Genomic DNA, 20,553 nt, shown 5'->3' with positions numbered 1-20,553 from the left:
TTGCGTCTGCTCTGTCTGATCGCCGTGGCGAGTCAGGTCTCCGGTATGTAGGCCCGCCGCAATCTCGGAGGAAACGTCGAAGGTGACCTCAAAGAGGTGACCGTAAAGAGAGCCTCCCGACCTGGGCGTGTCAGTGCTCCGCACCGGTGGTCTCCAGCTCGTCCTGTCACTGCCCGGAGAGGTCGGGAACGAGGATGAGTCGCGCGGCGTGACGCAGGCTAGCGGGCGCGGGACTCTTTCGGAGGTAAAGCAGACCCGCTGGTAATGACCCGCACTGTCGGTGGGCCGGGGTCTGTGTGGGGCACGCGCTTAGGTTTCGACTCCCAATGGGGGTTGAGTTCGTGCCACAGTTGTGGCCAGTCGATTTCGGGCGCTCTGGGCCTACTGACGATTGATAGCGATGCGAGGTCGAGCGGTATCACGCTGAACTCATCGAGCATACGTGCCCGGTCCGGGCGCCCGGCCTTCAACCTCCAGTCGGGTCACCAGGTGCGATACGTGCGACGGCGGCTGAGGTGAAGTGCGAAGATTGGTGATAGTCCACGGCGGGGATGACCCGTTCCGTCGAAGGGGCAGGCATTAGTTCTTGGGCTGCCTCGGTATGCAGAACTCGGAAGTCAAGTTCTTTGATTTGCACCACTTTTCTACCTCTGCCTTGCTGCTAAATGGTCGCGAGTAGTAGCCAACGCGGTAGCCTGGGGTCAATGATGAATAATCTGAACTGTTCAACAGTGTGGGGTAGATGCCCGTTTGGTCGAACGCCAACTTGGCACGTTGGTCAATCTCACTCGTTCTTGAGCTTACAGGGACTGAGAATAGTTGTGCTATCCAACTGCCTTCCACGTCAGCGGAGGCGTTAGGTGTAGTTGATTTCGACTGCTGGGTAGTGGGTGTCCTTGGGGGTGCGGCTGTCATCGAGTCGGGGTCGGAATCTGTGCTTGGTGTTACCGCGGAGTTGAGATTGAGTGCATCCAGTGATGCCTTGATCTTATCAATCTCGGTTGACCGAGGCGTACCCTTGGTAACGACGTCGTTAACTAGCCTGCTGTGTTCTTTAAGGCAATCAAGCCATGCCGTTTGATCTCCGCCATCGATCCTGGTGGTTCCTATGCCGTTGTAGACGTTGGCGACGCCAGGGTCGACGAGTGAAACATCGCTTGTCTCTAGTCTTCTGTCTCGGGTATGCAGTGTGATGGACACCGTATATATCGTGGCCCAAATGCCCTCGGATAGACTTTCTGGTCCTATGCCCACGATCATTCGGTCGGCAATCTTGCCCTGAACTTGAAAAAGCTCCTGCTTGCTGAACGTGCGCCCAATCGCAGACTTGTCAGTAGGGAGCGCGAAGTCGTATTTCGCTGTTGCTCCGAGTTCGCCGGCGCCCCGGCACGATCCCAGTGAAGCGACATCCTTTACTGCTACGTCGATTTGTGTAATAATAGCTGGTTGATCGTGAGTATTTTCGAGAACGATATCGATGGCGGCCCCGTCGATTGTCGGTTCTTCGCTCGACGACTTGCTCTCGTGCTCGGGTCGATTGTAGGGGATATTGCTTTTTATATCCGGTTTGAAGCTGATGATTTTGAGGTTTGCGCTTGCGGACCTTTGCTGCCCTTCGTTGTCTTGAAAGTACGAAAGACCTGCAAATAGGGATCCTGCGATCGCAACGACGAGCGCGGCGGCGGCGCCAAGTTTCCCGCCGTTTCCGCTTCGCCTGGGTGAAATGTCGGCAGCAGCGTCTGGTGTGTCCGGTGAATCTTGTGCGTTGAAGGCTTCGCTGCTTTGGTTCCGTGCTGGTCGGTTGATCCCTGCGACTCGACGGGAACGACGACCGGGGTCGGCGGGCTTATTCAAGACGAGACACCTAACGTGGCAGGATGATGCAGGGCGTCGCGTTCCTTCGTGGATCCCTAGCGTATGCCCGGTACCCCGTGGATCGCTTGTAAATCGCGGACTGTTACCGGGTGACAGTGGTGTCACTCCGATGGCCTAAGGATTGCGGCCCGCTTGGCCCAATCGGCAGTGTGCCCTGTGGCAATTTGTCCCTGGGGGCTACTATATCGTGCATGACCACCGGCCCGCGCACCGCTCGAAGTGTTCAAATGATGTACGGTCTGGCTGGGGTTTTCCTGATTGTTGCTGTTGTTTTCTTGTTGCTGCCTGAGCGTCAAGAGAGTGATGACGCTCGTGAGCGGGGCTCGGCGACCGCTAGCGCACCCGTATCGCAGCAGCCGGCTCGAACGGTGACATCCCCTCCGCAGGTTGATGTCCGACAAGTTCGTGTAGAGCAGTTGTTGATCAAGGCGCGGACATGTGGGGCAGTGGCAGACTTCCGCATCTCAAAAGACGAAGGTGCGTTACAGGTGCCCGCAGTGGATGGCGATAAGTTCGATATCACTGTGCAAGGAGACCGTGTCTATGGCGACGTGGACAAGGATGGTGCCGAGGATCTGGCGCTGAAGGCGACCTGCGTTATCTCCGGCGGCAAGGTTCGAGCGGGTGATGGCTACTTGATTTTTCTCGCTAGAGGAGATGTGGTCGAGCAGGTCGGGTTCTTGGAAGCTCAACGCCGCAAGAATGCACAATCAAAAGGTGTAGTGGAAGCCATATCGTTCGAGCGTGGCATTGTGATGACGACTGAAAATAACTTCCGCAGCTATGATGCGTTGTGCTGCCCGTCCGAAATATCGACGATCGACTGGACTTACCACGACGGGCGGCTGATTCCTCAAAGGGTCTCGTGATGCAATAGAATCTGATTCGCCATTCGCCTCGGTGGACATCGAGAGGGTGTGGCTGATCTTGCGGGGTCTATCGCCCTTGGGTCAGCCATTCCTTGCGCGGTCGTCAGCCCGTGGCTTGGGTGGCAACTGCCACTAGCGTTGCAATATGTAACCGATTGGTGTCGCCAGGAAAACCCCAATAAGGACGGGAATCGGGTACAGAGATTGCGCCCGACGTGGTCGGCATGTTCGTCACGTACCAGCAGGAAAAATCTTGGTTTCGACCACGGGCGATCTTTCGGGAACAAGATCGAGTACCGGTTGGGAGGGGGCATCCCGACCATGCTTCCCATGAGGAGAGCGATGAGGTCTCCACGTCGGAAGAGATGGCGTTCGAGAATTTTGTTTCGTGCCTCGAACTCATTGGCTTCAACTTGGCGCGCGTTTGGCGAGAGTGCAACTCCGTCGCGCAGAACTGGGGAGAGGCTCGTGACGACGACGCACGTTGTCCTGAATGGCTGAGCTTTGAAGAGTTTGTCGAGTTCATTGGGCACACCCGCTTGACTGTCTCAATGGCACTCCGCTAGCGGCGGTGGCTTGGGCAGAGCGGCCGATCCAGCGACCAGCTAGCCGACTGCCCCTTGCTGTCTCGCGCTTGGCTACTTCGTCACGTGACAGTGGCCGCCGCTTCACAACAGATCGGCCTGGTGGAGCTTGACGACCGTGGTGGCCAGCCCGCCGAGGAGGTTGACGCCCCAGATGAGCCGGAACATCTTGTAGGCCATGTCCCGCCGGGCCAGCTCGGCGCGACGTGAAGGCAGCAGGCTGCCAGCGCGGCGACGAAGACGGCGTAGCCGCCGACGAATACCCGGACCCACGTCACGCAGTCCCCTCCTTAAAGATCAGGAAAGAACCGTCGGGGGCCCTTTCGGTCACTAGGGGCACCAGATCAAGTCGTTCATCGCGTTGAGGGTCTGGCGTTCTCGTACTCATGCAGCCAGGACGGTCACTATGTAGAGCTCTACGTCCTCCGGGCGCTCCGAGACGCCTCCGGCTGGAACCGGCCTGAGCCGCGCGCCGAACACGGTCAAGGCCTACCTGTCCGCAGCGTCCGCCGTCGTCGACCCGGCCGCGCCGGTCTCCGAGCTCGATACCGGGCCGTGCGCTGCCGTGCGCCGCGGGCACTGTCCGGTGGGAGAGCGCGGCTCCGACGACGTTCAACGCCAAGCGCGCGCCGCGTGTTACCGCGATTGCGGCTGGATTACCAGTGACCCGGTCGCCAGGCTCACCCGCGCCCCCACCCCGCAGCCCAAACCGGTCCCGCGCGCAACGCCAAGACGGCCAGGACGTCACCCGGCTGCTCGAGCCCGGCCTTGACGTCCAGCTCGGTGAGTCGTCGTTCGGCGTTGTCGTGCTCGGTGGACCACTGCCAGCGCCCGGTGAGTACCAGCGCGACCACTCCGCCGGTGCCGGCCCCGACCGTGAGACCGACCTTGATCAGCTCGATCCTGTTCTTCGCGTCGCTGCCTGGGTCGATGAACAGCGGCAGCGTGGTCACGGCCGCGGCCGTGATCAGCGCTACCGGGACGACGATGACGACGATCGCCCACCACCAGGTACCGCCACGATCTTCGCCACCGGCGCCCCAGCGCGGCCTTCGGCCCACTCATCAACTTCACGCCTGGGAGTCGTACGGAGGTCCGTCGATCGCTACGTGCAGGGAGAACGGATCGTGAAGATGACCGGTCTATCTGCCCTTAACGACGCTAGGTCGCGCTATCCGGTGACGGCTCCATCGCGCTCTCGCGGGCCTGCGGCGGCCGGCGTTCTCACCGGGTGCCCGGGGCCACGCTGCATCAGCCGGACAGTCCCCACCTGCCGGATACACACCGATCGCCACCGCCCTGGCCACCCTGGCGACGTCGGACGTGGCTACGGACAACAGATCCCCGGCGGGTCTCGCAGGGCCGCCCATGCCGACCGGCCGCAGCACCCTGGCCGTGACCAAGCCGCGCAGTCGCAGCTGGACCGACTCCATCCCCAGCCGCCCGATCCGGGAACCGGCCCGGTACGCCACTGCCAGTACCAGGAAATCCAGTGCCAGCAAGGCGATCCACCAGCACAGGTCCGCGACGTCGTCGGTCGTGACGGCCCGGTCGACGGCCAGCTCGGCGAGTACCGGCACCAACGCCTCGCCGAGCTGGTTGACCACCGATAACGTCGCCGCGGCCACACTGCTGCGGGGGGACGGCGGCGATCACGCGCAGCACCAGCCGTCGTGGGGTAGGCGCGGACAGCGCCCGGATCGGGACTGGTTTCATCGCAGGCTGTACCGGAAATAGCCCCAGCCGAGGCCACGCGCGTCGGCCACGGTCAACCCCGCGGCGGTGAATAGCGCGCGCAGCTCGTCGTCGGTCCGTTTGCCCGAACCGAAGGCGCACAGGGCCAGTAGATCGTCTTCCAGGTCGTGCTCGTCCGGATCCACGGGCAGGGGCTCTTCGACCACGATCACCTCCCCGGACTCGGCCGCCCGGCGCAACGCGTGTTCGGCGTCGGCGTCCGGCAGACCGCCCAGGGCTTCGACGAGCAGTACCGTCCCCGCGCCCGGCGGCGCCGGGTCGAGTGGGCCGCCCACCCGGAAGGACAGTCGGGAGCCGTCGGGCAGACCCTCCTTTTCGGACGGTCGCGCCGAGACGGTGACCCGCAGATCCGGGCACGTCGAAAGCAGAGCGGACGCGTGCGGGCCCAGCCCTTCGCCCACGAGATGAACGTGTCCGGTATCGGCGAGGCCGGGAGCGACGAGAGGCGCGAGGAACCCGGCGGCGTCCGCGCGACGGTCCTGATAGTCCCGCTCGATTCGTACCGACGCCGCCCGAGCGGTGGTCAGCGGTGCTACCGGCGGCGGGCCGGAACGGACGGCGTCGAGCAGCCCGGTGATGCTCAGTTCCCGCACGCCGGCGGCGCTTTCCAGGTCGAGATCGGCGGCCACGTCCTCGTCCAGGAGTTCCCGCCCGAGCGCGGTCAGCCCGTAGCGGCCCTCTTCGACGTCGAAGACCTCCAGCGCCACCAGGTACCGGGCCAGCCGGGCGGTCGCGGCCGGATGGGTCCCGGCTCGCGTCGCGAGCGTCGCGGCGTCGGCGCGATCGTGTGCCAAGGCACCGGTCAGCCCGGCGGTGACCGCGACCCGCAGCGCGAACGGCGGCACGATCTCGGTGAGTTCGTGCAGACGGTCGTCTTCGGGCTCGGCACCTTCTCGCCTTCGCCAGTAGCCGACCACTTCGACGTCCTCTTTGGACAGTCCCTTGTCGTTGCGCAGCCAGCGTCGGATCGGCTGCATGCTCAGCGCCTCGCCCGCCGCCCACGCGTACACCCGGCCCGGCCACCACTCCGCCGACCGCGCGGCGTCGAAGAGCAGGGTCGTCGAGCCGGCGGGAGCACCCGCCCTGGACAGCCAGGTGATCCGGACGTCGGGCGGTGAGGTGAGATCCTGCCGATGACTGTCTTCGCCGATCTCGACGAAGACCTGCGCGCGGGTGCCCGGCGCCAGTTCCTCGAGCCAGCGTCCGATGGCGGGCAACGCGGTTTCGTCGCCCAGCACCAGCAGCCAGTCCGCGTCGACGGGATCCAGGTAGGACATCTTCGGCCCGGCCACGGTGATCTCGTCACCGGGGCGGCAGGTCTCCGCCCACGCGGAGGCGATGCCGTGTGCGTGCCGGACGATGTCGACGGACACCTCGCCCGCCCGTTCGTCGTAGCGCCGCACGGTGTAGGTGCGGGCCAGTGCGGCGGGATCACGCGGCCACTTCAGGACGCCGTCGCCTTGGGCGGGGAGGACGGGCCGGATCCGGCCGGCTTCGGTGAAGAACAGCTTGAACTCGTCGTCGAATCCGTCGCTGCGGAAGGCCGGGATCTTCAGGTCTCCCTGGCGGAAGGGCGCGAGCCGTTCGCCGCCGAGGACGACCCGGCGCATACCTTCGGTGACGTCCTCGACGCGCAGGACTTCCAGCGTGCGAAGGGTGATGGGGAAGGTGATCTTGGGTCGGGGCATCGGTTCATCCCGCCGTGACGCGCTGGAGTTCGGGCAGGATCTTGCTCAGGACCCACGGCTCGGACAGCGGGGTCGCGTAGGCGATGCTCGCGGGGACGGCGTCGTCGAGGACCACGTAGTCGCCGCGCTTCACCGCACCCAGCGAGCCGAACAGCGGGTTGGCCTCCAGATCGGTCCGGCTGAGGATCCCGTTGGCGCCGAAGGGATAGGCCATCAACAACACGTCGGCGTCGATCTTCTGCAGGTTCTCGAGGCTGACCTGCGAGTTGTCCGCGTTGAACTCTGAGGCGACCTTCGTGCCGGCGAAGCCGAGCTCGGCGAAGAGGAGGTTGCTGCCGGACTGGGGATCGTTGAAGTAGGTGATCTGGCCGGGGTGCACGACGATGAAGCTCAGGGTCTTGCCCTGGAAGGCCGGGTTCGCCGTGCGGGCGTCGACCAGCGCCTCCTTCGCGTCCGTGACGATCTTCTCGGCTTCGGCCGGCTTGTTCAGCGCCTTCCCGGCGATCGTGAGCCGTTCTTTCCAGGTGAGCTTGGTGAGGCCGTCCTGCCCGGTGTAGGACACGACAGGGGCGATCTTGGCGAGCTTCGCGTAGTCGGTGTCGAGGCTCCAGCCGCTGGTGGCGAGGATGACGTCCGGGTCGGCCGCGGCGATGGCCTCGAAGTCGGTGCCGTCGGTGGAGGCGTACGAGGGGATGTCGCCGAAGCCGTTCTTGCCGATCGCGGCCTTCTCGTACTCGGTCAGGTCGGCGGCGGGGGTGGCCGAGATGACCGGCTTGATCCCGAGTGCCAGCGCGATGTCGAGATCCACCGAGGTGATCACGGCGACCCGCACCGGGGCGGCGTCCAAAATGGACTCGCCGAACGGGGAGGCGAGCTTCATCGGGTAGGCGCTCGCTCCGGTTTCCGCGACGGGCGCGGGAGTGGGGGAGGAACAGGAAGCGGTCGCCAGCGCCAGCGCGGCGAGGACGACGGCGAAACGTCTACGGTTCATCGGTTTTCCTTTTGTTTCGTGAGCGGGGAGGAAAGGGCGTCGTCGTGACGGCCCACGGGGAACACGTGCGGCGCGCCGTGCACCGGATCGGGCAGCACCCGGCAGCGCAGGCCGAACACCCGCTCCACCAAGGACTCGTCCAGCACTTCGGCGGGCGGGCCGTTGGCCACGATCCGGCCGTCGCGCAAAGCGATCAGGCGATCGGCGTAGCGGGCGGCGTGGTTGAGGTCGTGTGAAACCAGCACGATGGTCTTGCCCGCCGTGCGGTTGAGGTCGAGCAGCAGATCCAGCACGTCGATCTGGTGTGCGATGTCGAGATAGGTGGTCGGCTCGTCCAGCAGCAGCACCGGCGTCCGCTGCGCCAGCGCCATGGCGATCCACACGCGCTGGCGCTGCCCACCGGACAGTTCGTCCACCGGCCGCTCGGCCAGGTCGTCGGTGCCGGTGGCCAGCAGTGCTTCGGCGATGGCCAGATCGTCCTCTTCGCTCCGGCGCCTGCCGAGCCGCTGGTGCGGATGCCTTCCCCGCCACACCAGATCGGCGACGACGACGCCCTCGGGAGCGATCGGGCTCTGCGGCAGCAGCCCCATTTCACGCGCGACTTGACGGGTGGGCAGCCGATGGATGTCCGCGCCGTTGAGCAGCACCGTGCCCCCGGACACCGGCAGCACCCTGGCCAGCGCGCGAAGCAGCGTCGACTTCCCGGACGCGTTCGGCCCGACCAGCGCGGTGATGGAGCCCTTGTCGATCCCCGCGGTGAGCCCGTCGAGGACGCGTCGCCCTTCGTAGCCGGCGGCGATGCCGTGCGCGGCCAGCACTACCTCGTCGGTTTCGGTCATGCCGACGCCTTTCTCTTGAGCAGAAGCCGGATCAGGTACGGCGCGCCGATCAGCGCGGTGACCGCGCCGGTCGGGGACGAGCCGATGAGCGGGGCGTTCTGGGCGATCAGGTCCGCGCACGAGACCAGCGCCGCGCCGACCAGAGCGCTCGCGGCGAGTTCCCGGCCGGGTCCGGTGAGTCTGGTCGCGATCGGGCCGGCGACGAGCGCGACGAAACCGAGCGGACCGGTCACGCTGGTGGCGAGCGCCGCCACAGCCGCGCCGAGCAGCAGCACTCCGGCCCGGACCCAGGTGATCCGCACGCCGAGCCCGGTCGCCAGTTCGTCCCCGGTGCCGAGTGTGGCCAGCGGTACCCTGGCGAGCCAGGTTCCCACCGCGCCCAGCGCCACCGCGGCGGCGAGTACGGCGACGCCGTCCCACGAACTGCCGTTGAGGCTGCCGACCAACCAGTGGTACGCGCGGTCGGCGTTGGCCTGGCTGGCCCGGGTCAGCAGCAGGTTCGTGGCGGCCGAACAGACCGCGGTCAGCCCGATGCCGATCAGGATCAGCCGGTACAACCGCACGCCGTGTCCCCAGCCGAACCAGAAGATCACCGCCGCCGTGACGACGCCTCCGATGAGCGCGCCGAACTGGACGCCCAGTCCTCCGCCGGAGAGCAGGGTGATCACGATGACCGCCCCGAGGCCGCTGCCCTCGGTCACCCCGATCACGTCCGGGGTCGCCAAGGGATTGCGGAACAGCCGCTGGTACAGCGCGCCGGCGAGGCCGAACGCCGCGCCGCAGGCGACCGCGGTGACCGCCCGCGGGAGCCGGGTCTCGAAGACCACGTAGGCGCTCAAGCCGCGCGTGCGGCCGAGCGCGGCCGGAATCACTTGCCCCGCGGGGATGTTCGCCGAGCCGCCGACGAACAGCGCCACCGCGAACAGCGCCAAGATCAGCGCGACCAGCGCGGCACAGACGACGACGGCGCGGCGGGTGCCGCGGCGAGTGTGGCCGCGCAGGACACCGGCCAGTTCGGGCGCGGTCACAGGCGCACCGCCCGCCGGGTCTTGGCCAGCACCAGGAAGAACGGTGCCCCGACCACGGCCGCGGTGATCCCGGCCTCGATCTCCCCGTTGCCGGGCGCGAGCCGTCCCACCGTGTCCGCGCCGAGAAGGACGACCGCACCACAGGCCATGCTCAGCGGAACCAGCCATCGGTAGCCTGGGCCGGCGAGCAGCCGGGCGAGGTGCGCGCCGATCAACCCGACGAACGCGATGGGTCCCGTCCCCGCCGTCGCGACCGCGCACAGATACACACCGATGGCCGCGATAGCCCACCGCGCCCGGCCGGGATGGACACCGAGCCCGCGCGCAGCGTCGTCGCCGAGCGTCAGAATGTCCAGATACCGTCCCGCGAACAGTGCCGCAACGAGACCGGGCGCGGCGAGCAGGGACAGCTCGGCCAGGACATCCGCGCGGCCGGTGAGCTGCCCTACCGTCCAGAACCGGTAGTGCGCGTAGAGCGTTTGATCGCGCACCAGCACGAGCGTCAGCACCGAGGCGAACAGCGCGGACAGCGCGGCGCCCGCCAGCACGAGCGACAATCCGGCGTCGGTGGCGTTCGCGCGGTTCGCGACGCCGTAGACCAACAATGTGGCCACCGCGGAGCCCGCCAGCGCCAGCCAGAAGTAGCCGGTCAGATCCGTCACGCCGAGGAACAGCAGGCCGAACACCACTCCGCAGGCGGCCCCGTGCTGGACGCCGAGAATCCCGGGATCGGCCAGCGGATTGCGGGTCAGCCCCTGCATCACCGCGCCAGCCGCACCCAGCGCCGCGCCGATCAGCAGGCCGAGCACGGTGCGTGGGAGCCGGTCGGTGAGGACGACCGCGGCGTCGTAACCACCGCCGGAGGAGAACAGAGCGCGCAGGACAGTGTCCGGGGCGATGCCACGCGAGCCCAGCGCGAGACTCGTCAGCACGACGAGCGCGACGGCGGCGACCGCGGCACCGAGAGCGAGAACGCGCCGGCGCGACATGCGCGGAGTCGCCCGAACAGACATGGGTTGTTCCTCACAGCGATTGCGGACAGTGATCAAGGCTAAGTTAGGTTAGCCTTCACTCGCCATGGTCAATCCAACGCGAACGACAGCCGGTGCAACGGACCGGACAACTCTGCCGACCGAGCCGTCACCGCAGGTGGAAACCTCTCCGGAAGAGGTCGAACCGTGGGGGCACGACGACCACGTGCACGACTTCCATCAGTTCGTCGTGGTGATGTCCGGCTACGCTCTGTTCCGGGTCGAAGGGGTCGACTTCGAAGTCGTTCCACGACGCGGACTGTGGATTCCGGCGGGAATGGTGCATCGGGCCCGGTTCTCCGCCGACGCGTTGCTGACCCCGCTGAACTTCGACGAGGTCAAGGCCGCCGGCATGCCCGCGGCTCCGGCCGAGGTGGTGATCGGCCCAGAACTCCGGGACGCCCTCGGTCCGGCGCTGCGCGCCGCGATGCTGAACCTCGAGGATTCCGGCGTGATCGCCGACGCCTACCGCGCGCTGCGCCAGGTCATCACGACCGTGGGGGCCCTGCCCCTTCCCGAAGACGGCGCGGCGGCGACGGTGGCGCGATGGCTCCTCGCGCACCCCGAGGACACGCGAACCCTCGGGGACTGGGCGGCCGAGCTGTTCGTCAGCGAGGCCACCATCCGCAGGGCGTTCCTGGCGGGCACGGGGGTCACCTTCACCCGCTGGCGCAACACTGCCCGTATGCACGCCGCACTGCGCCTGCTCGCCGACGACCTTCCGGTCTCGGTGGTGGCCGCGCGCGTCGGCTTCGCCAGCGTGAACGGCTTCATCCTTGCCTTCCGCCGCGAATTCGGCCGCACGCCCGGACGGCACGGCACCCTCCGCGACGCTTCCTGAACCGCGTAGCGTCGAGGACGGTGCGCGACGACGAACGGGGTTGCCAGGTGGCGGTATCGACCGGGACACCCGCCGCCCACGCGCGGCGCGCGACCGGGTTGGTAGCGGCGCTCGGCTTGCTGGCCGGGGCCGCGGTCCTGAGCCTGCTCGTCGGATCGGAACCGGTGGGGATCGGTCAGGTGCTGCGGGTGTTGCTCGCCGACGATCGCAGCGACGCCGCGGTGATCGTGCACGACCTGCGGATGCCACGCACGGTGCTGGGAATCTGCGTCGGTGTCGCGCTCGGCCTGGCCGGGGCCTTGATGCAGTCGCTGACGCGGAATCCGATCGCCGATCCTGGGGTGCTCGGTATCAACGCGGGTGCGGCGCTGGGTGTACTGGTCGCGCTGGTCGGTTTCGGGATCGGGACATTCCGCGGGTACGTCTGGTTCGCGTTGCTGGGTGCGGCGCTGAGCACCGTGCTGGTCTATGCCGTCGCCGGCCGCGGCCCGGGGGCGGGGGCGCCGGTCCGGCTGGCGCTGGCGGGCACCGCGGTGGGTGCCGCGCTCGCGTCCTGCGCCGAGGGAATCGTGTTCCTGAACCCGAAGTCGTTCGACGAGTACCGGTTCTGGATCGTCGGCGATGTCGCCAAACCGGGGATGGCGGTCGTCGGGCAGCTCCTGCCCTTCCTGGCCGCCGGTGTGGTGCTCGCGCTGGCCCTCGGTCACCGGCTGAACGCGCTGGCCCTCGGCGACGAACTCGGCGGCGCGCTCGGGGTCCGCGTGGTGCGCACACGCGTGCTGGTCGGGCTGGCGGTGCTGCTGTTGTCCGGTATCGCCACGGCGGCGGCGGGACCGATCGCGTTCGTCGGGCTGGCCGTACCGCATCTGGCCGGACGGGTGACCGGTCCGGATCAGCGCTGGCTGCTGCCGTACGCGGCGGTGTTCGGCGGCGCACTGGTGCTGCTGGCGGATGTGCTCGGCCGGGTCGTCCTCCCCTCGGGTGAACTCCGGGTGTCGATCATGACGGCGGTCATCGGGGCCCCGTTCTTCGTGGTGATGGTGCGGCGGGGAAGGTCCGCGTGAGCGGGGCGCGGGTAGTGCGTGTGGCCGGCTTGTCCCTGCGGGTCCGGCCGAGGGAGGTCGCGGTGACCTTCGCGCTCGCCGTCGTGCTGGTGGTCCTGGCCGGCTACGCGCTCACCGTCGGCAAATTCCCCATCGCGGTCCCGGACGTCCTGGGCATGCTCGCGGGCGAGCCGGGGCCGGCCGGTGCCGGTTACGTGTTCTGGACTGTTCGTCTGCCGCGAGTGCTCACCGGACTGCTGGTGGGTGCGGCACTCGGCGTGAGCGGCGCGATAGTGCAGAGCCTGGCGCGCAACCCGCTCGCCAGTCCGGACGTGCTGGGGTTCTCCGGTGGGGCGGCGACCGGCGCGCTGCTGCAGATCGTGCTGCTCGGCGGGAACGCGCTCGCGGTCGCGTTCAGTTCGCTGGCGGGCGCACTCGTGACCGCGGCGGCGGTGTACCTGATTTCGCGCCGTGCAGGGGTTTCCGGCCTCCGGCTGGTGCTGGTGGGCATCGGGATCGCCGCGCTGCTCTCGGCGCTGAACCGGTACCTGCTCATCACCGCGGAACTGGACGACGCCTTCCGCGCCGGGGTGTGGCTGAGCGGTTCGCTGCTCAATCGCAGCTGGGAGCACGTGACCATCGGGACCATCGCCGTGGTCGTGCTGGTTCCGGCGGCCGTCCTGCTGGCGCGGCGGCTGGGCCTGCTGGAACTGGGCGACGAAACGAGTATCGGGCTCGGCGTGCCGGTGGGGCCGACGCGGCTGGCGCTGTTCGCCATCGCCGTCGGGCTGGCGGGCGCGGCGACGGCGGCGGCGGGACCGGTGGCGTTCGTGGCCTTGGCCGCGCCGCATGTCGCCCGTCGTCTGCTGCGCACACCCGGTCCCAGCCTGCTCGGCGCCGGTCTGGTCGGATCCGTTCTCCTGATCGGCGCGGACCTGGTGGGCCAAAAGGTGTTCCCGGTGAGCGAGCTCCCGGTCGGGGTGGCGACCGGTGCGCTCGGCGGCTGCTATCTGGCCGTGCTGATGGGCCGCCGGTGGCGCGGCGGATCGCTGCGCTGAGCCTTCAGGCGAGCTTGCCGACGACACGGTCGAGGTCGTCGAGAACCGCGTTCGCCGCGGAAGTCGAACCGCCGTCCCACCAGGAGATCCTGGAGACCTCGAAGACCTTGCCCGTCAGCACGGCGGGCAGTCGCCGCCACAGATCTCCCTCGGTGTATTTGGCGAAGGTGCTCGAAACCTGCCCGCCCTCGCTGGCGCCACCGCCGCTGAAATGGATGATCGCGTCGGCGTCGGCGAGCCTGCCGACCTGTTCGGGCGACAGCGAAGTGTAGGTGTCGGAGGGTTTTCCGGGTGTGCTGGACGGTGAGCGGGTGACGCCAGCGTCGGTGAGGATCCTGGACGGGAAGATCACCGAATCGGTGATGATCCGCAGTTCCTCGGTGGTGAAACGCAGCAACACGATCTTCCGTCCGCCCAGCAGCCGCGCGTGCCGCGCACGGAACTCGCTCGCTCGCGCGCGGTAGGCGTCCAGATTTTGCTGCTGTGCCTGCCGGACGCCGAAGACGTCGGCGACGGTGAGCGAGGCCTCATGCCATTCGACCTTGTTCGCGGTGTTGGCATAGGAGACTGTCGCGGCCAGCCCGGACATCGCCGGATACTTGTCCCGCAGGATCGAGGTGTGCCCGACGATCAGGTCGGGGCCGAAGCCCGCCAGCCGTTCGACGTCCACCTGGCCGAAACCGAGATGCTCGAACGGTTGCTTCGGCCGCGGAAGGTAGGCGGGCACCGGCTGATCGGCCTCCAGCGTCGCCGAGGCCACCAGCGGAACACCGTGCTCGACCGCGACCTGCATGGCCTGCCCGGGATCGAGGGTGATCACTCGTCGCGGGCTGATCGGTACCTGGGTCTCGCCGTACGGATGACGCACCGGCTTGGTGGCCCCGCCACGGTCACCGGAGGCCGGCCCGCCAGGGCCGCACGCACTGAGCCCCAGAGCGGCTGCACCGGCGAGGAACGCACGGCGGCTGACCGGAGCGGGCCTGTGATTCATCGGTTCCTCTTTCCGCGAGCATGATGCGTGAGTGAACGACGACTCCGAGGCTACCGCTATGGCTCTGGCTGCTACTCAACCGAAGAATTCGGCATCGGCACTACGCCCGCCTTCCGCGGTGCCCGTCTCGCCACCGACTACGGCGCCACGAGGCGGGCGCGCGAACGGGTGCGGTGTTCCAGATCGTCGAGCGGGACGATGGTTATCAGCGTCTGACGCTGCGGTGTAGTTCGCGCCGGTCGAGGACTGGCCGGAGTTGGAACGTCTGTGCCGGCTCGGGCCGAGGGAGCACAGATCGCCAGCTTCGTGCGCGTGCATCTCGCCGAGCTTCGAGGTCGGTGCGGTGGAGAACCTCGGGCAGGTGCCCGGTCTCGTTCGGGCACCTGGTCAACACGTGGTCGTCGCCGGTCCGTTCTTGCGAAGTTCGGCCAGGTCGACCGCTGTGACCAGACCTTGAGGTAGTTCATGATTCCGGTGATCGCGACACCGCCCAGGCCGTGGCCATGCCACGAGGTGAACCGCTGCGGTCAGTGTCGAAGTCAGCTTCAATGCGGCCTCGATGTGGTGCGGTTGCGGGAACGTTGCGCGCGCTGAATCCTCGAGTTTGGGTTGGCTCCTCTCGTGGTATTGACGGACATCATCGCTGTCTTCCTGCGGAGGGTGCTCGTGCAGATCTAAGTCAACACCGACCACAACATCCACGGCGGCGAACGACTGGTCGCCCATGTGACGACAGACCTGGAGAGCAACCTGTCCAGGTTCGGCGGATGGTTGACCCGAGTGGAGGTGCACCTCAGCGACAACGGAGGTGCCAAGTCGGAAGACACGAAGTGCGTGATCGAAGCGCGTCCCGGGGGAAAGCAGCCGATCGCGGTCACCCACCACGCCGCGACCGTGGACGAGGCATATTCCGGGGCAACGCACAAGTTGAGGGCAGTACTGGATTCCCAGTACTCCCGCGCTCACGACCACAAGGGCAGCGAAAGCATCCGCCACATGCCAGGTCCGGAAACCCCGGATCAGGTCGGCGTGATCGAGAGCGAATCGCAGAGCTGATCAGGGCGGCGCCCGGGAACCGTGTGGCCGCGTGGCGACCGGGTGCGTCGCGCCGGGGTGCTGTCTTACGACATCGGCGGAACGAACGCGCATCTGATCGTGGAGGAGCCGCCGGAACAGGCCGCCACTCTCGCCCGCTGGGTCCGTGGCCGCCCCGCCGCCGACCCCGCCGACATCGGGCGCTCCCCGGACGACCACCTGCACCGCCCTGCGGGAGCGGGTCCGTCGTCCGGGGCGAGCACACCACCGCGCTGCTGGCCGGGCTGGACGCTGTCGTCGACACCGGGAGCGTGCCCGAGTCGGTGGGCGTCCGAGCCCGAGCGGGTGACGACGCCTCCCCGGTGTTTGTGTTCCCCGGTCAGCCCGCGACACCAGCCCTGTCCCGTCCGTGGTGGCCTGAACCCGTGACAGCTCGCTATCCTGCGCGAAGGAAGTGTCTTCCTGTCGAGTAGATTCTGGACCTTCGTAAGCCCAAGTTTCCCTTACAGAGCAGGCACTTTTCCCATTGGAACCTGATCTACATCACGCCCCGTGAAAGACGCAGGCCAGCGGTCGGCGCCACGGACAGGACCGCAGTCCACGCGGGGACTGCGGTCCTGTCGGGCCTTCTGGAATATGTCAGCCTCGCGTGTAGTAGTCGAAGGTGGTGAATTGGGCGGGCGCACAGCTGAGGCTGAAGGCCTGCCAGTTGGGGCTCCGTCCCACGCTCCAGCTGACCCGCCGCCCGTCGGCGCAGTTCACGACCGTCCTGACGTGACCGGACTGCACCAGGCAGGTGAAGTGGAGCACCTGGAACGGTGCACGGCTGAAGTACCGGCAGTCGAAGACCGCGGCGATGCTGGCGTCGGCGCGCTCACTGCTCGCGGTGCCCGAGATGGAGGCGCCGGCCTGATCCTGGGCGACCGGCGTGACCGTGCCGGTCGGTGCGGCGGATGCCGCTGCCGGCGCGGCGAAGAGAGCGGCACTGACTGCTGCGATGACGACTAACGGTTTGATCCCCAAGGACGCGATGGACTCACGTCCGAAAAGCTGTCGAAGCATGAAATCTCCTCAGATTGACTAGGTCATTTCCCTGGGCCTGCGGCACGGTATGACAAAGGTCCAGTCGCGGCGGAATTAATCGAAGTCCCGCAGCTTCACGCTTTTCGCAATGCTTTTCGAGCAAGTCTCCACAACATTTGGTGGCAATTCCATTACGTGCGAATTCAGAAGACGGTTCTCTCGACCGGCGCGGCGTGCGCCGAGGTGGTGAAAGCCGAGATCATCGACGTGAGGGCAGTGAGGAGAAGAACAATTACGCGTTTTGCGATCGAAAATGCCCCTTCTGGTTGTTGAAGGAGTAGTCATAAGAGGCCGCGATCCGAGATACCAGTGGTGTGGTCGCGGCGGGGTCAGGACCGTCCGAAAACCCGCCCCTTCCCGTTCCGTTCGCCCCGCCGCGTTCCTTACGGTGCTCGGCTGATCGAGGGAAAACCTGCGGGAAACCTGCAACTCGCCGCGCATCCCTGCTAGACCGGCGCCGACGGGGGATGCCGGTGGCGAGGGGGATGTCGGCGATGGCAGTGGAGTTCCGCCTGCTGGGTCCGGTGGAGGCCCGGATCGATAACCGACCGGTCGAGCTGGGCCATGCCCGGCAGCGGTGCGTTCTGGCGGTATTGCTGATCGACGCCAACCAGTGGCTGTCGGCCGATCGACTCCTCGACCGTGCTTGGGGCGAACGGATTCCACGCGGCGGCAGGGACACGTTGTACGGCTACCTGTCTCGCCTGCGTCGGTCCCTGCGGCTCAGCGACGAGGCCGGTATCGTGCGCCGGGATGGCGGCTACGTACTGACCGTCGATGAGGACGCGGTGGACCTGCACCGGTTTCGCAGGCTGCTCGCCGCCGCCCGCGCCGCGGACAACGACGACGATGCGACGGCGTTGTTCAAGCAGGCGTTGGAATTGTGGCGGGGCGAGCCCTGCGCGGGCCTGGACACGCCGTGGATGCTCACCATGCGCGCCGAGCTGGACCGGCAGCGGTGGGCCGCCGAACTCGACTACGCCGACCTGCGACTGCGTGCCGGCCGGCATACCGACGTGCTCGCCGATCTGACCTCCCTGAACACCACCCACCCGCTGGACGAGCGGCTGGCCGGGCAGTTCATGCTCGCGCTGTACCGCAGCGGCCGCCAGGCCGACGCCCTGGACCACTATCAACGGCTGCGCACCCGGCTGGCCGACGAGCTGGGCACCGACCCCGGGCGACCCCTCCAACAGATGTACCAGCGGATCCTCGCAGCCGACCCTGTCCTGGCCACCCCCAGTTCGGAAACGGACCGATCACCGGAGGTACCGCGCCAACTGCCTGCCGCGCCCGCGTTATTCACCGGCCGCGTCCCCGAACTGGCCGAACTGGACCGCGTTCTGACTGCTGCCCCGGACGGCGCAGTGCCGCGCCCGCAGCCGGATCAGGCGGCGGCAGGGACGATGGTGATCTCGGCCATCGGCGGCGTGGGTGGGATCGGCAAGACCTGGCTGGCCCTCGTGTGGGCGCACCGTAACGTGCACCGCTTCCCTGACGGGCAGCTGTTCGTCGACCTGCGGGGGTTCAGTCCCACCGGACGTCCGACCGACCTGGCCGATGCGCTGCGAGGGTTCCTCATCGCCCTCGGCGTCCATCCAGCTGGGCTCCCGTCGGACCTGGACGCACTCGCCGCGCGGTACCGGGGCCTGGTCGCGGGTAAGCGGATGCTGGTCGTACTGGACAACGCCGCCACCGCCGACCAGGTCGTCCCGCTGCTACCCGGCGGCACCTCATGCACCGTGCTCGTCACCAGCCGCGCCAGGCTCCCCTCATTGATCGACCGATGCGGCGCCCGCCACCTGCCACTGGACATCCTCACCCGCGGCGAGGCCCGCGAGCTGCTGGCAACGCGCCTGCGTGGGCAACGGGCCGACGTCACGTCCGAGGTGATCGACGAGCTGACCGAGCTGTGCGGACGCCACCCGCTGGCCTTGGCGATCACCGCACGTCACGCCGCCACCCGCCCGCAGATCCCACTGGGCGAGTTCGTCGCCGAACTTCGCGACCTGGGCCTGGAAGCGTTCGACCACGACATCGACCCTGCCGCCAGCCTGCCCGCGGTGCTGTCCTGGTCCTTGCGCTGGCTCACCGACCGGCAGCGGACGGTGTTCGCGCTGCTCGGGCCGGCTCCCGGCCCGGACATCGGCCTGTCCGCCGCCGCGTGTCTGACCGGTCTGTCACCGACCGAGACCCGCAAGACCTTGCGCGTCCTGGAGGATCACTCCCTGCTCGACCGGCACGCGGGCGGACGGTTCGCCATGCACGACCTGGTCCGTGCCTACGCCACCAGCCTCGCCCACGACGTGGCTGAGCCGGTACGGCGGGCCGCGCTGGACCGCGTGGTCGACTTCCACCTGCACACCGCATACACCGCTGAAAGGGTCCTAGACCCTTATCGCCCGCCGATCCGGCTCGATCCACCCGTGCCCGACGCCCACCCCCAGTCACTGCCCGACCGACCGGCCGCGTGGGCGTGGCTGGACACCCATCACCCGCACCTGCTCGCCGCGCAGCACACCGCGGCCGTTCACCGCCGCCACCACATCGTGTGGCGGATCGCCTGGACCCTGTGCACTTTCCACCGACGGCGGGGCCGCCATCACGACGACCTGGCCGTGTGGGAGGTCGCCACCGAAGCCGCGGACCAACTGCCCGACCCCGCTGCTCGCATCCTCGCCCACCGGCTCCTCGGCCACGCACACGCCGAACTGGACCACCACGAGCAAGCCATCCTCCACCTGCACGAAGCCCTCGGACTGGCCGAACAGCACCATGAGCTCACCCAGCAGGCCCACACCCACCATGCCCTCGGGTGGGCGTGGGAGCAGCGGGGGGACGACCGGAAGGCGCTGGAGCACGCCCGCCGCGCCCTGAGCCTCTTCCGCGTCGTCGACTCACCCGTGTGGGAAGCCGTCGCGCTCAACGCGGTGGGCTGGACCGCCGCCCGCCTGGGCGAGTACGACACCGCCCGCGAACACTGCCAGGCCGCCCTTGTTCTGCACCGCCGTTACGAGGATCCCGACGGCGAGGCGGACGCCTTGGACAGCCTGGGCTTCGTCGCTCACCACACCGGGCACCATCAGCGGGCCATCGGCTACTACCGGCAGGCCCTCACCCTGTACCGCGATGTCGGCAACACCACCGAAGCCGCCGACACCCTCGACAACCTCGGCCACCCCTACACCGCCCTCGGCAACCACGCCCTTGCCCACGCCGCCTGGCGGCGGGCGCTGGAGCTGTACCGGGAACAAGGCCGCGACGCTGACGCCGAACGGGTGCGCCAGCAACTCGACGTCCTCACCCGAACGCCCGTCCGATCACCAGGTGCCGCCGGAGTCATGCGGAACAGTCAATGCGAGTGACCGACCGGCGCGGTGGGTGGGATGTCGTCGTCACCCGACCATGCCGGGCGGCCGCACCGACTCTCAGGACATCTCACCGGAACGGCTCGGCGCTCGGCGGCGATCCATGTTCGCGAGCAGGTGGTGCAGCACGGGGGCATGGCCGTGGCATCGTGATTTGGCCCCGGTTCGGCAGTGCGGGTTCGACAGGTGGTCACACTTCCGGGTCAATCACGGCCCGTGTCGGCGCCGCGGGCGAGCAGGAACGCGGTGGTGTCGGCGGGGAGAGGTTCGCCGGTCTGGACGTGGCCGTCAAGTTCGACGTGATGGCGTGGCGTAGCAGGGTCCAGCTGTCGCCGTCGCCGTCCTCGATGTCGTGACCGGCGTCGAGGGGTTGCGGTCTCGCTGTTCGAGGTCACGCTCGCGGATCGGGAGCGGGTGCTGGGACCCGACCACCCCACAACCCAGATCATCCACGCGAACCTCGACGGGGCGCGA

Annotated in this window: 19 protein-coding genes; 8 read left to right on the top strand and 11 right to left on the bottom strand. The window is 67.7% G+C overall.

Annotated elements, in window-relative coordinates; translation table 11 throughout:
- Positions 1 to 579: 579 nt before the first annotated feature.
- Positions 580 to 1,854, bottom strand: coding sequence for a hypothetical protein (locus tag HDA45_RS03010; RefSeq protein WP_184891771.1), 1,275 nt, complete (start codon positions 1,852 to 1,854; stop codon positions 580 to 582).
- Between the two features lie 212 nt (positions 1,855 to 2,066).
- On the opposite strand from HDA45_RS03010, the gene HDA45_RS03005 reads away from it, so the two are divergent.
- Entirely contained in the window at positions 2,067 to 2,744 is a 678-nt protein-coding gene (locus HDA45_RS03005; protein ID WP_184891770.1) for a hypothetical protein, read from the top strand.
- 203 nt (positions 2,745 to 2,947) lie between these two features.
- Complete coding sequence (locus HDA45_RS03000; RefSeq protein ID WP_343072284.1) at positions 2,948 to 3,310, top strand: HEPN/Toprim-associated domain-containing protein; 363 nt, start codon at positions 2,948 to 2,950, stop codon at positions 3,308 to 3,310.
- 102 nt (positions 3,311 to 3,412) lie between these two features.
- On the opposite strand, the gene HDA45_RS02995 is transcribed toward HDA45_RS03000, so the two are convergent.
- The 8 genes from HDA45_RS02995 to HDA45_RS02960 form a co-directional block, all read right to left on the bottom strand.
- Positions 3,413 to 3,601, bottom strand: a complete 189-nt coding sequence (locus HDA45_RS02995) for a hypothetical protein (RefSeq protein WP_184891768.1) — start codon at positions 3,599 to 3,601, stop codon at positions 3,413 to 3,415.
- A gap of 407 nt (positions 3,602 to 4,008) precedes the next feature.
- Complete coding sequence (locus HDA45_RS02990; protein WP_184891767.1) at positions 4,009 to 4,389, bottom strand: hypothetical protein; 381 nt, start codon at positions 4,387 to 4,389, stop codon at positions 4,009 to 4,011.
- An 81-nt stretch (positions 4,390 to 4,470) separates the two neighbouring features.
- Entirely contained in the window at positions 4,471 to 4,935 is a 465-nt protein-coding gene (locus HDA45_RS02985) for a hypothetical protein (RefSeq protein ID WP_184891766.1), read from the bottom strand.
- A gap of 105 nt (positions 4,936 to 5,040) precedes the next feature.
- A complete protein-coding gene (locus HDA45_RS02980; RefSeq protein ID WP_184891765.1) occupies positions 5,041 to 6,771 on the bottom strand; it encodes a siderophore-interacting protein in 1,731 nt (576 codons plus the stop codon).
- Positions 6,772 to 6,775: 4 nt separating this feature from the next.
- Entirely contained in the window at positions 6,776 to 7,762 is a 987-nt protein-coding gene (locus HDA45_RS02975) for an ABC transporter substrate-binding protein (RefSeq protein WP_184891764.1), read from the bottom strand.
- Positions 7,759 to 8,601 carry an ABC transporter ATP-binding protein gene (locus tag HDA45_RS02970; protein WP_184891763.1) on the bottom strand — a complete coding sequence of 281 codons (843 nt, stop codon included), beginning with the start codon at positions 8,599 to 8,601 and terminating at the stop codon, positions 7,759 to 7,761. Before HDA45_RS02970 ends, HDA45_RS02975 begins: the two co-directional genes overlap by 4 nt.
- Positions 8,598 to 9,629: an iron chelate uptake ABC transporter family permease subunit gene (locus tag HDA45_RS02965; protein ID WP_184891762.1), complete on the bottom strand. Its 1,032-nt coding sequence runs from the start codon at positions 9,627 to 9,629 to the stop codon at positions 8,598 to 8,600. Before HDA45_RS02965 ends, HDA45_RS02970 begins: the two co-directional genes overlap by 4 nt.
- Positions 9,626 to 10,642: a FecCD family ABC transporter permease gene (locus HDA45_RS02960; protein ID WP_221470998.1), complete on the bottom strand. Its 1,017-nt coding sequence runs from the start codon at positions 10,640 to 10,642 to the stop codon at positions 9,626 to 9,628. The genes HDA45_RS02965 and HDA45_RS02960 overlap by 4 nt, the downstream gene beginning before the upstream one ends.
- 136 nt (positions 10,643 to 10,778) lie before the next feature.
- Between HDA45_RS02960 and HDA45_RS02955 the strand changes: the two genes are divergently transcribed.
- Genes HDA45_RS02955 through HDA45_RS02945 form a run of 3 tightly spaced genes read left to right on the top strand, consistent with a single transcriptional unit; the run spans position 10,779 to position 13,602 of the window.
- Positions 10,779 to 11,501 carry a helix-turn-helix domain-containing protein gene (locus HDA45_RS02955; protein ID WP_184891761.1) on the top strand — a complete coding sequence of 241 codons (723 nt, stop codon included), beginning with the start codon at positions 10,779 to 10,781 and terminating at the stop codon, positions 11,499 to 11,501.
- Between the two features lie 20 nt (positions 11,502 to 11,521).
- Positions 11,522 to 12,565 carry an iron chelate uptake ABC transporter family permease subunit gene (locus HDA45_RS02950; protein ID WP_184891760.1) on the top strand — a complete coding sequence of 348 codons (1,044 nt, stop codon included), beginning with the start codon at positions 11,522 to 11,524 and terminating at the stop codon, positions 12,563 to 12,565.
- Positions 12,566 to 12,585: 20 nt separating this feature from the next.
- Positions 12,586 to 13,602, top strand: a complete 1,017-nt coding sequence (locus tag HDA45_RS02945) for a FecCD family ABC transporter permease (RefSeq protein ID WP_343071964.1) — start codon at positions 12,586 to 12,588, stop codon at positions 13,600 to 13,602.
- Positions 13,603 to 13,606: 4 nt separating this feature from the next.
- Here HDA45_RS02945 and HDA45_RS02940 read toward each other — a convergent pair whose 3' ends face one another.
- Positions 13,607 to 14,593 carry an ABC transporter substrate-binding protein gene (locus HDA45_RS02940; RefSeq protein ID WP_184891758.1) on the bottom strand — a complete coding sequence of 329 codons (987 nt, stop codon included), beginning with the start codon at positions 14,591 to 14,593 and terminating at the stop codon, positions 13,607 to 13,609.
- 696 nt (positions 14,594 to 15,289) lie between these two features.
- Between HDA45_RS02940 and HDA45_RS02935 the strand changes: the two genes are divergently transcribed.
- Complete coding sequence (locus HDA45_RS02935) at positions 15,290 to 15,649, top strand: HPF/RaiA family ribosome-associated protein (protein WP_343072283.1); 360 nt, start codon at positions 15,290 to 15,292, stop codon at positions 15,647 to 15,649.
- Between the two features lie 42 nt (positions 15,650 to 15,691).
- Entirely contained in the window at positions 15,692 to 16,057 is a 366-nt protein-coding gene (locus HDA45_RS02930) for a hypothetical protein (RefSeq protein ID WP_184891757.1), read from the top strand.
- 210 nt (positions 16,058 to 16,267) lie between these two features.
- Here the strand turns inward: HDA45_RS02930 and HDA45_RS02925 are convergent, their stop codons facing one another.
- Positions 16,268 to 16,690, bottom strand: coding sequence for a hypothetical protein (locus tag HDA45_RS02925; RefSeq protein ID WP_184891756.1), 423 nt, complete (start codon positions 16,688 to 16,690; stop codon positions 16,268 to 16,270).
- A gap of 515 nt (positions 16,691 to 17,205) precedes the next feature.
- On the opposite strand from HDA45_RS02925, the gene HDA45_RS02920 reads away from it, so the two are divergent.
- Entirely contained in the window at positions 17,206 to 20,076 is a 2,871-nt protein-coding gene (locus HDA45_RS02920) for an AfsR/SARP family transcriptional regulator (RefSeq protein ID WP_184891755.1), read from the top strand.
- Positions 20,077 to 20,553 lie beyond the last annotated feature (477 nt).

The sequence above is a fragment of the Amycolatopsis umgeniensis genome, assembly GCF_014205155.1.
Taxonomy (GTDB): domain Bacteria; phylum Actinomycetota; class Actinomycetes; order Mycobacteriales; family Pseudonocardiaceae; genus Amycolatopsis; species Amycolatopsis umgeniensis.
Note: the sequence above shows the minus strand (reverse complement) of the source record. Positions and strands in the feature narration are given on the sequence as shown.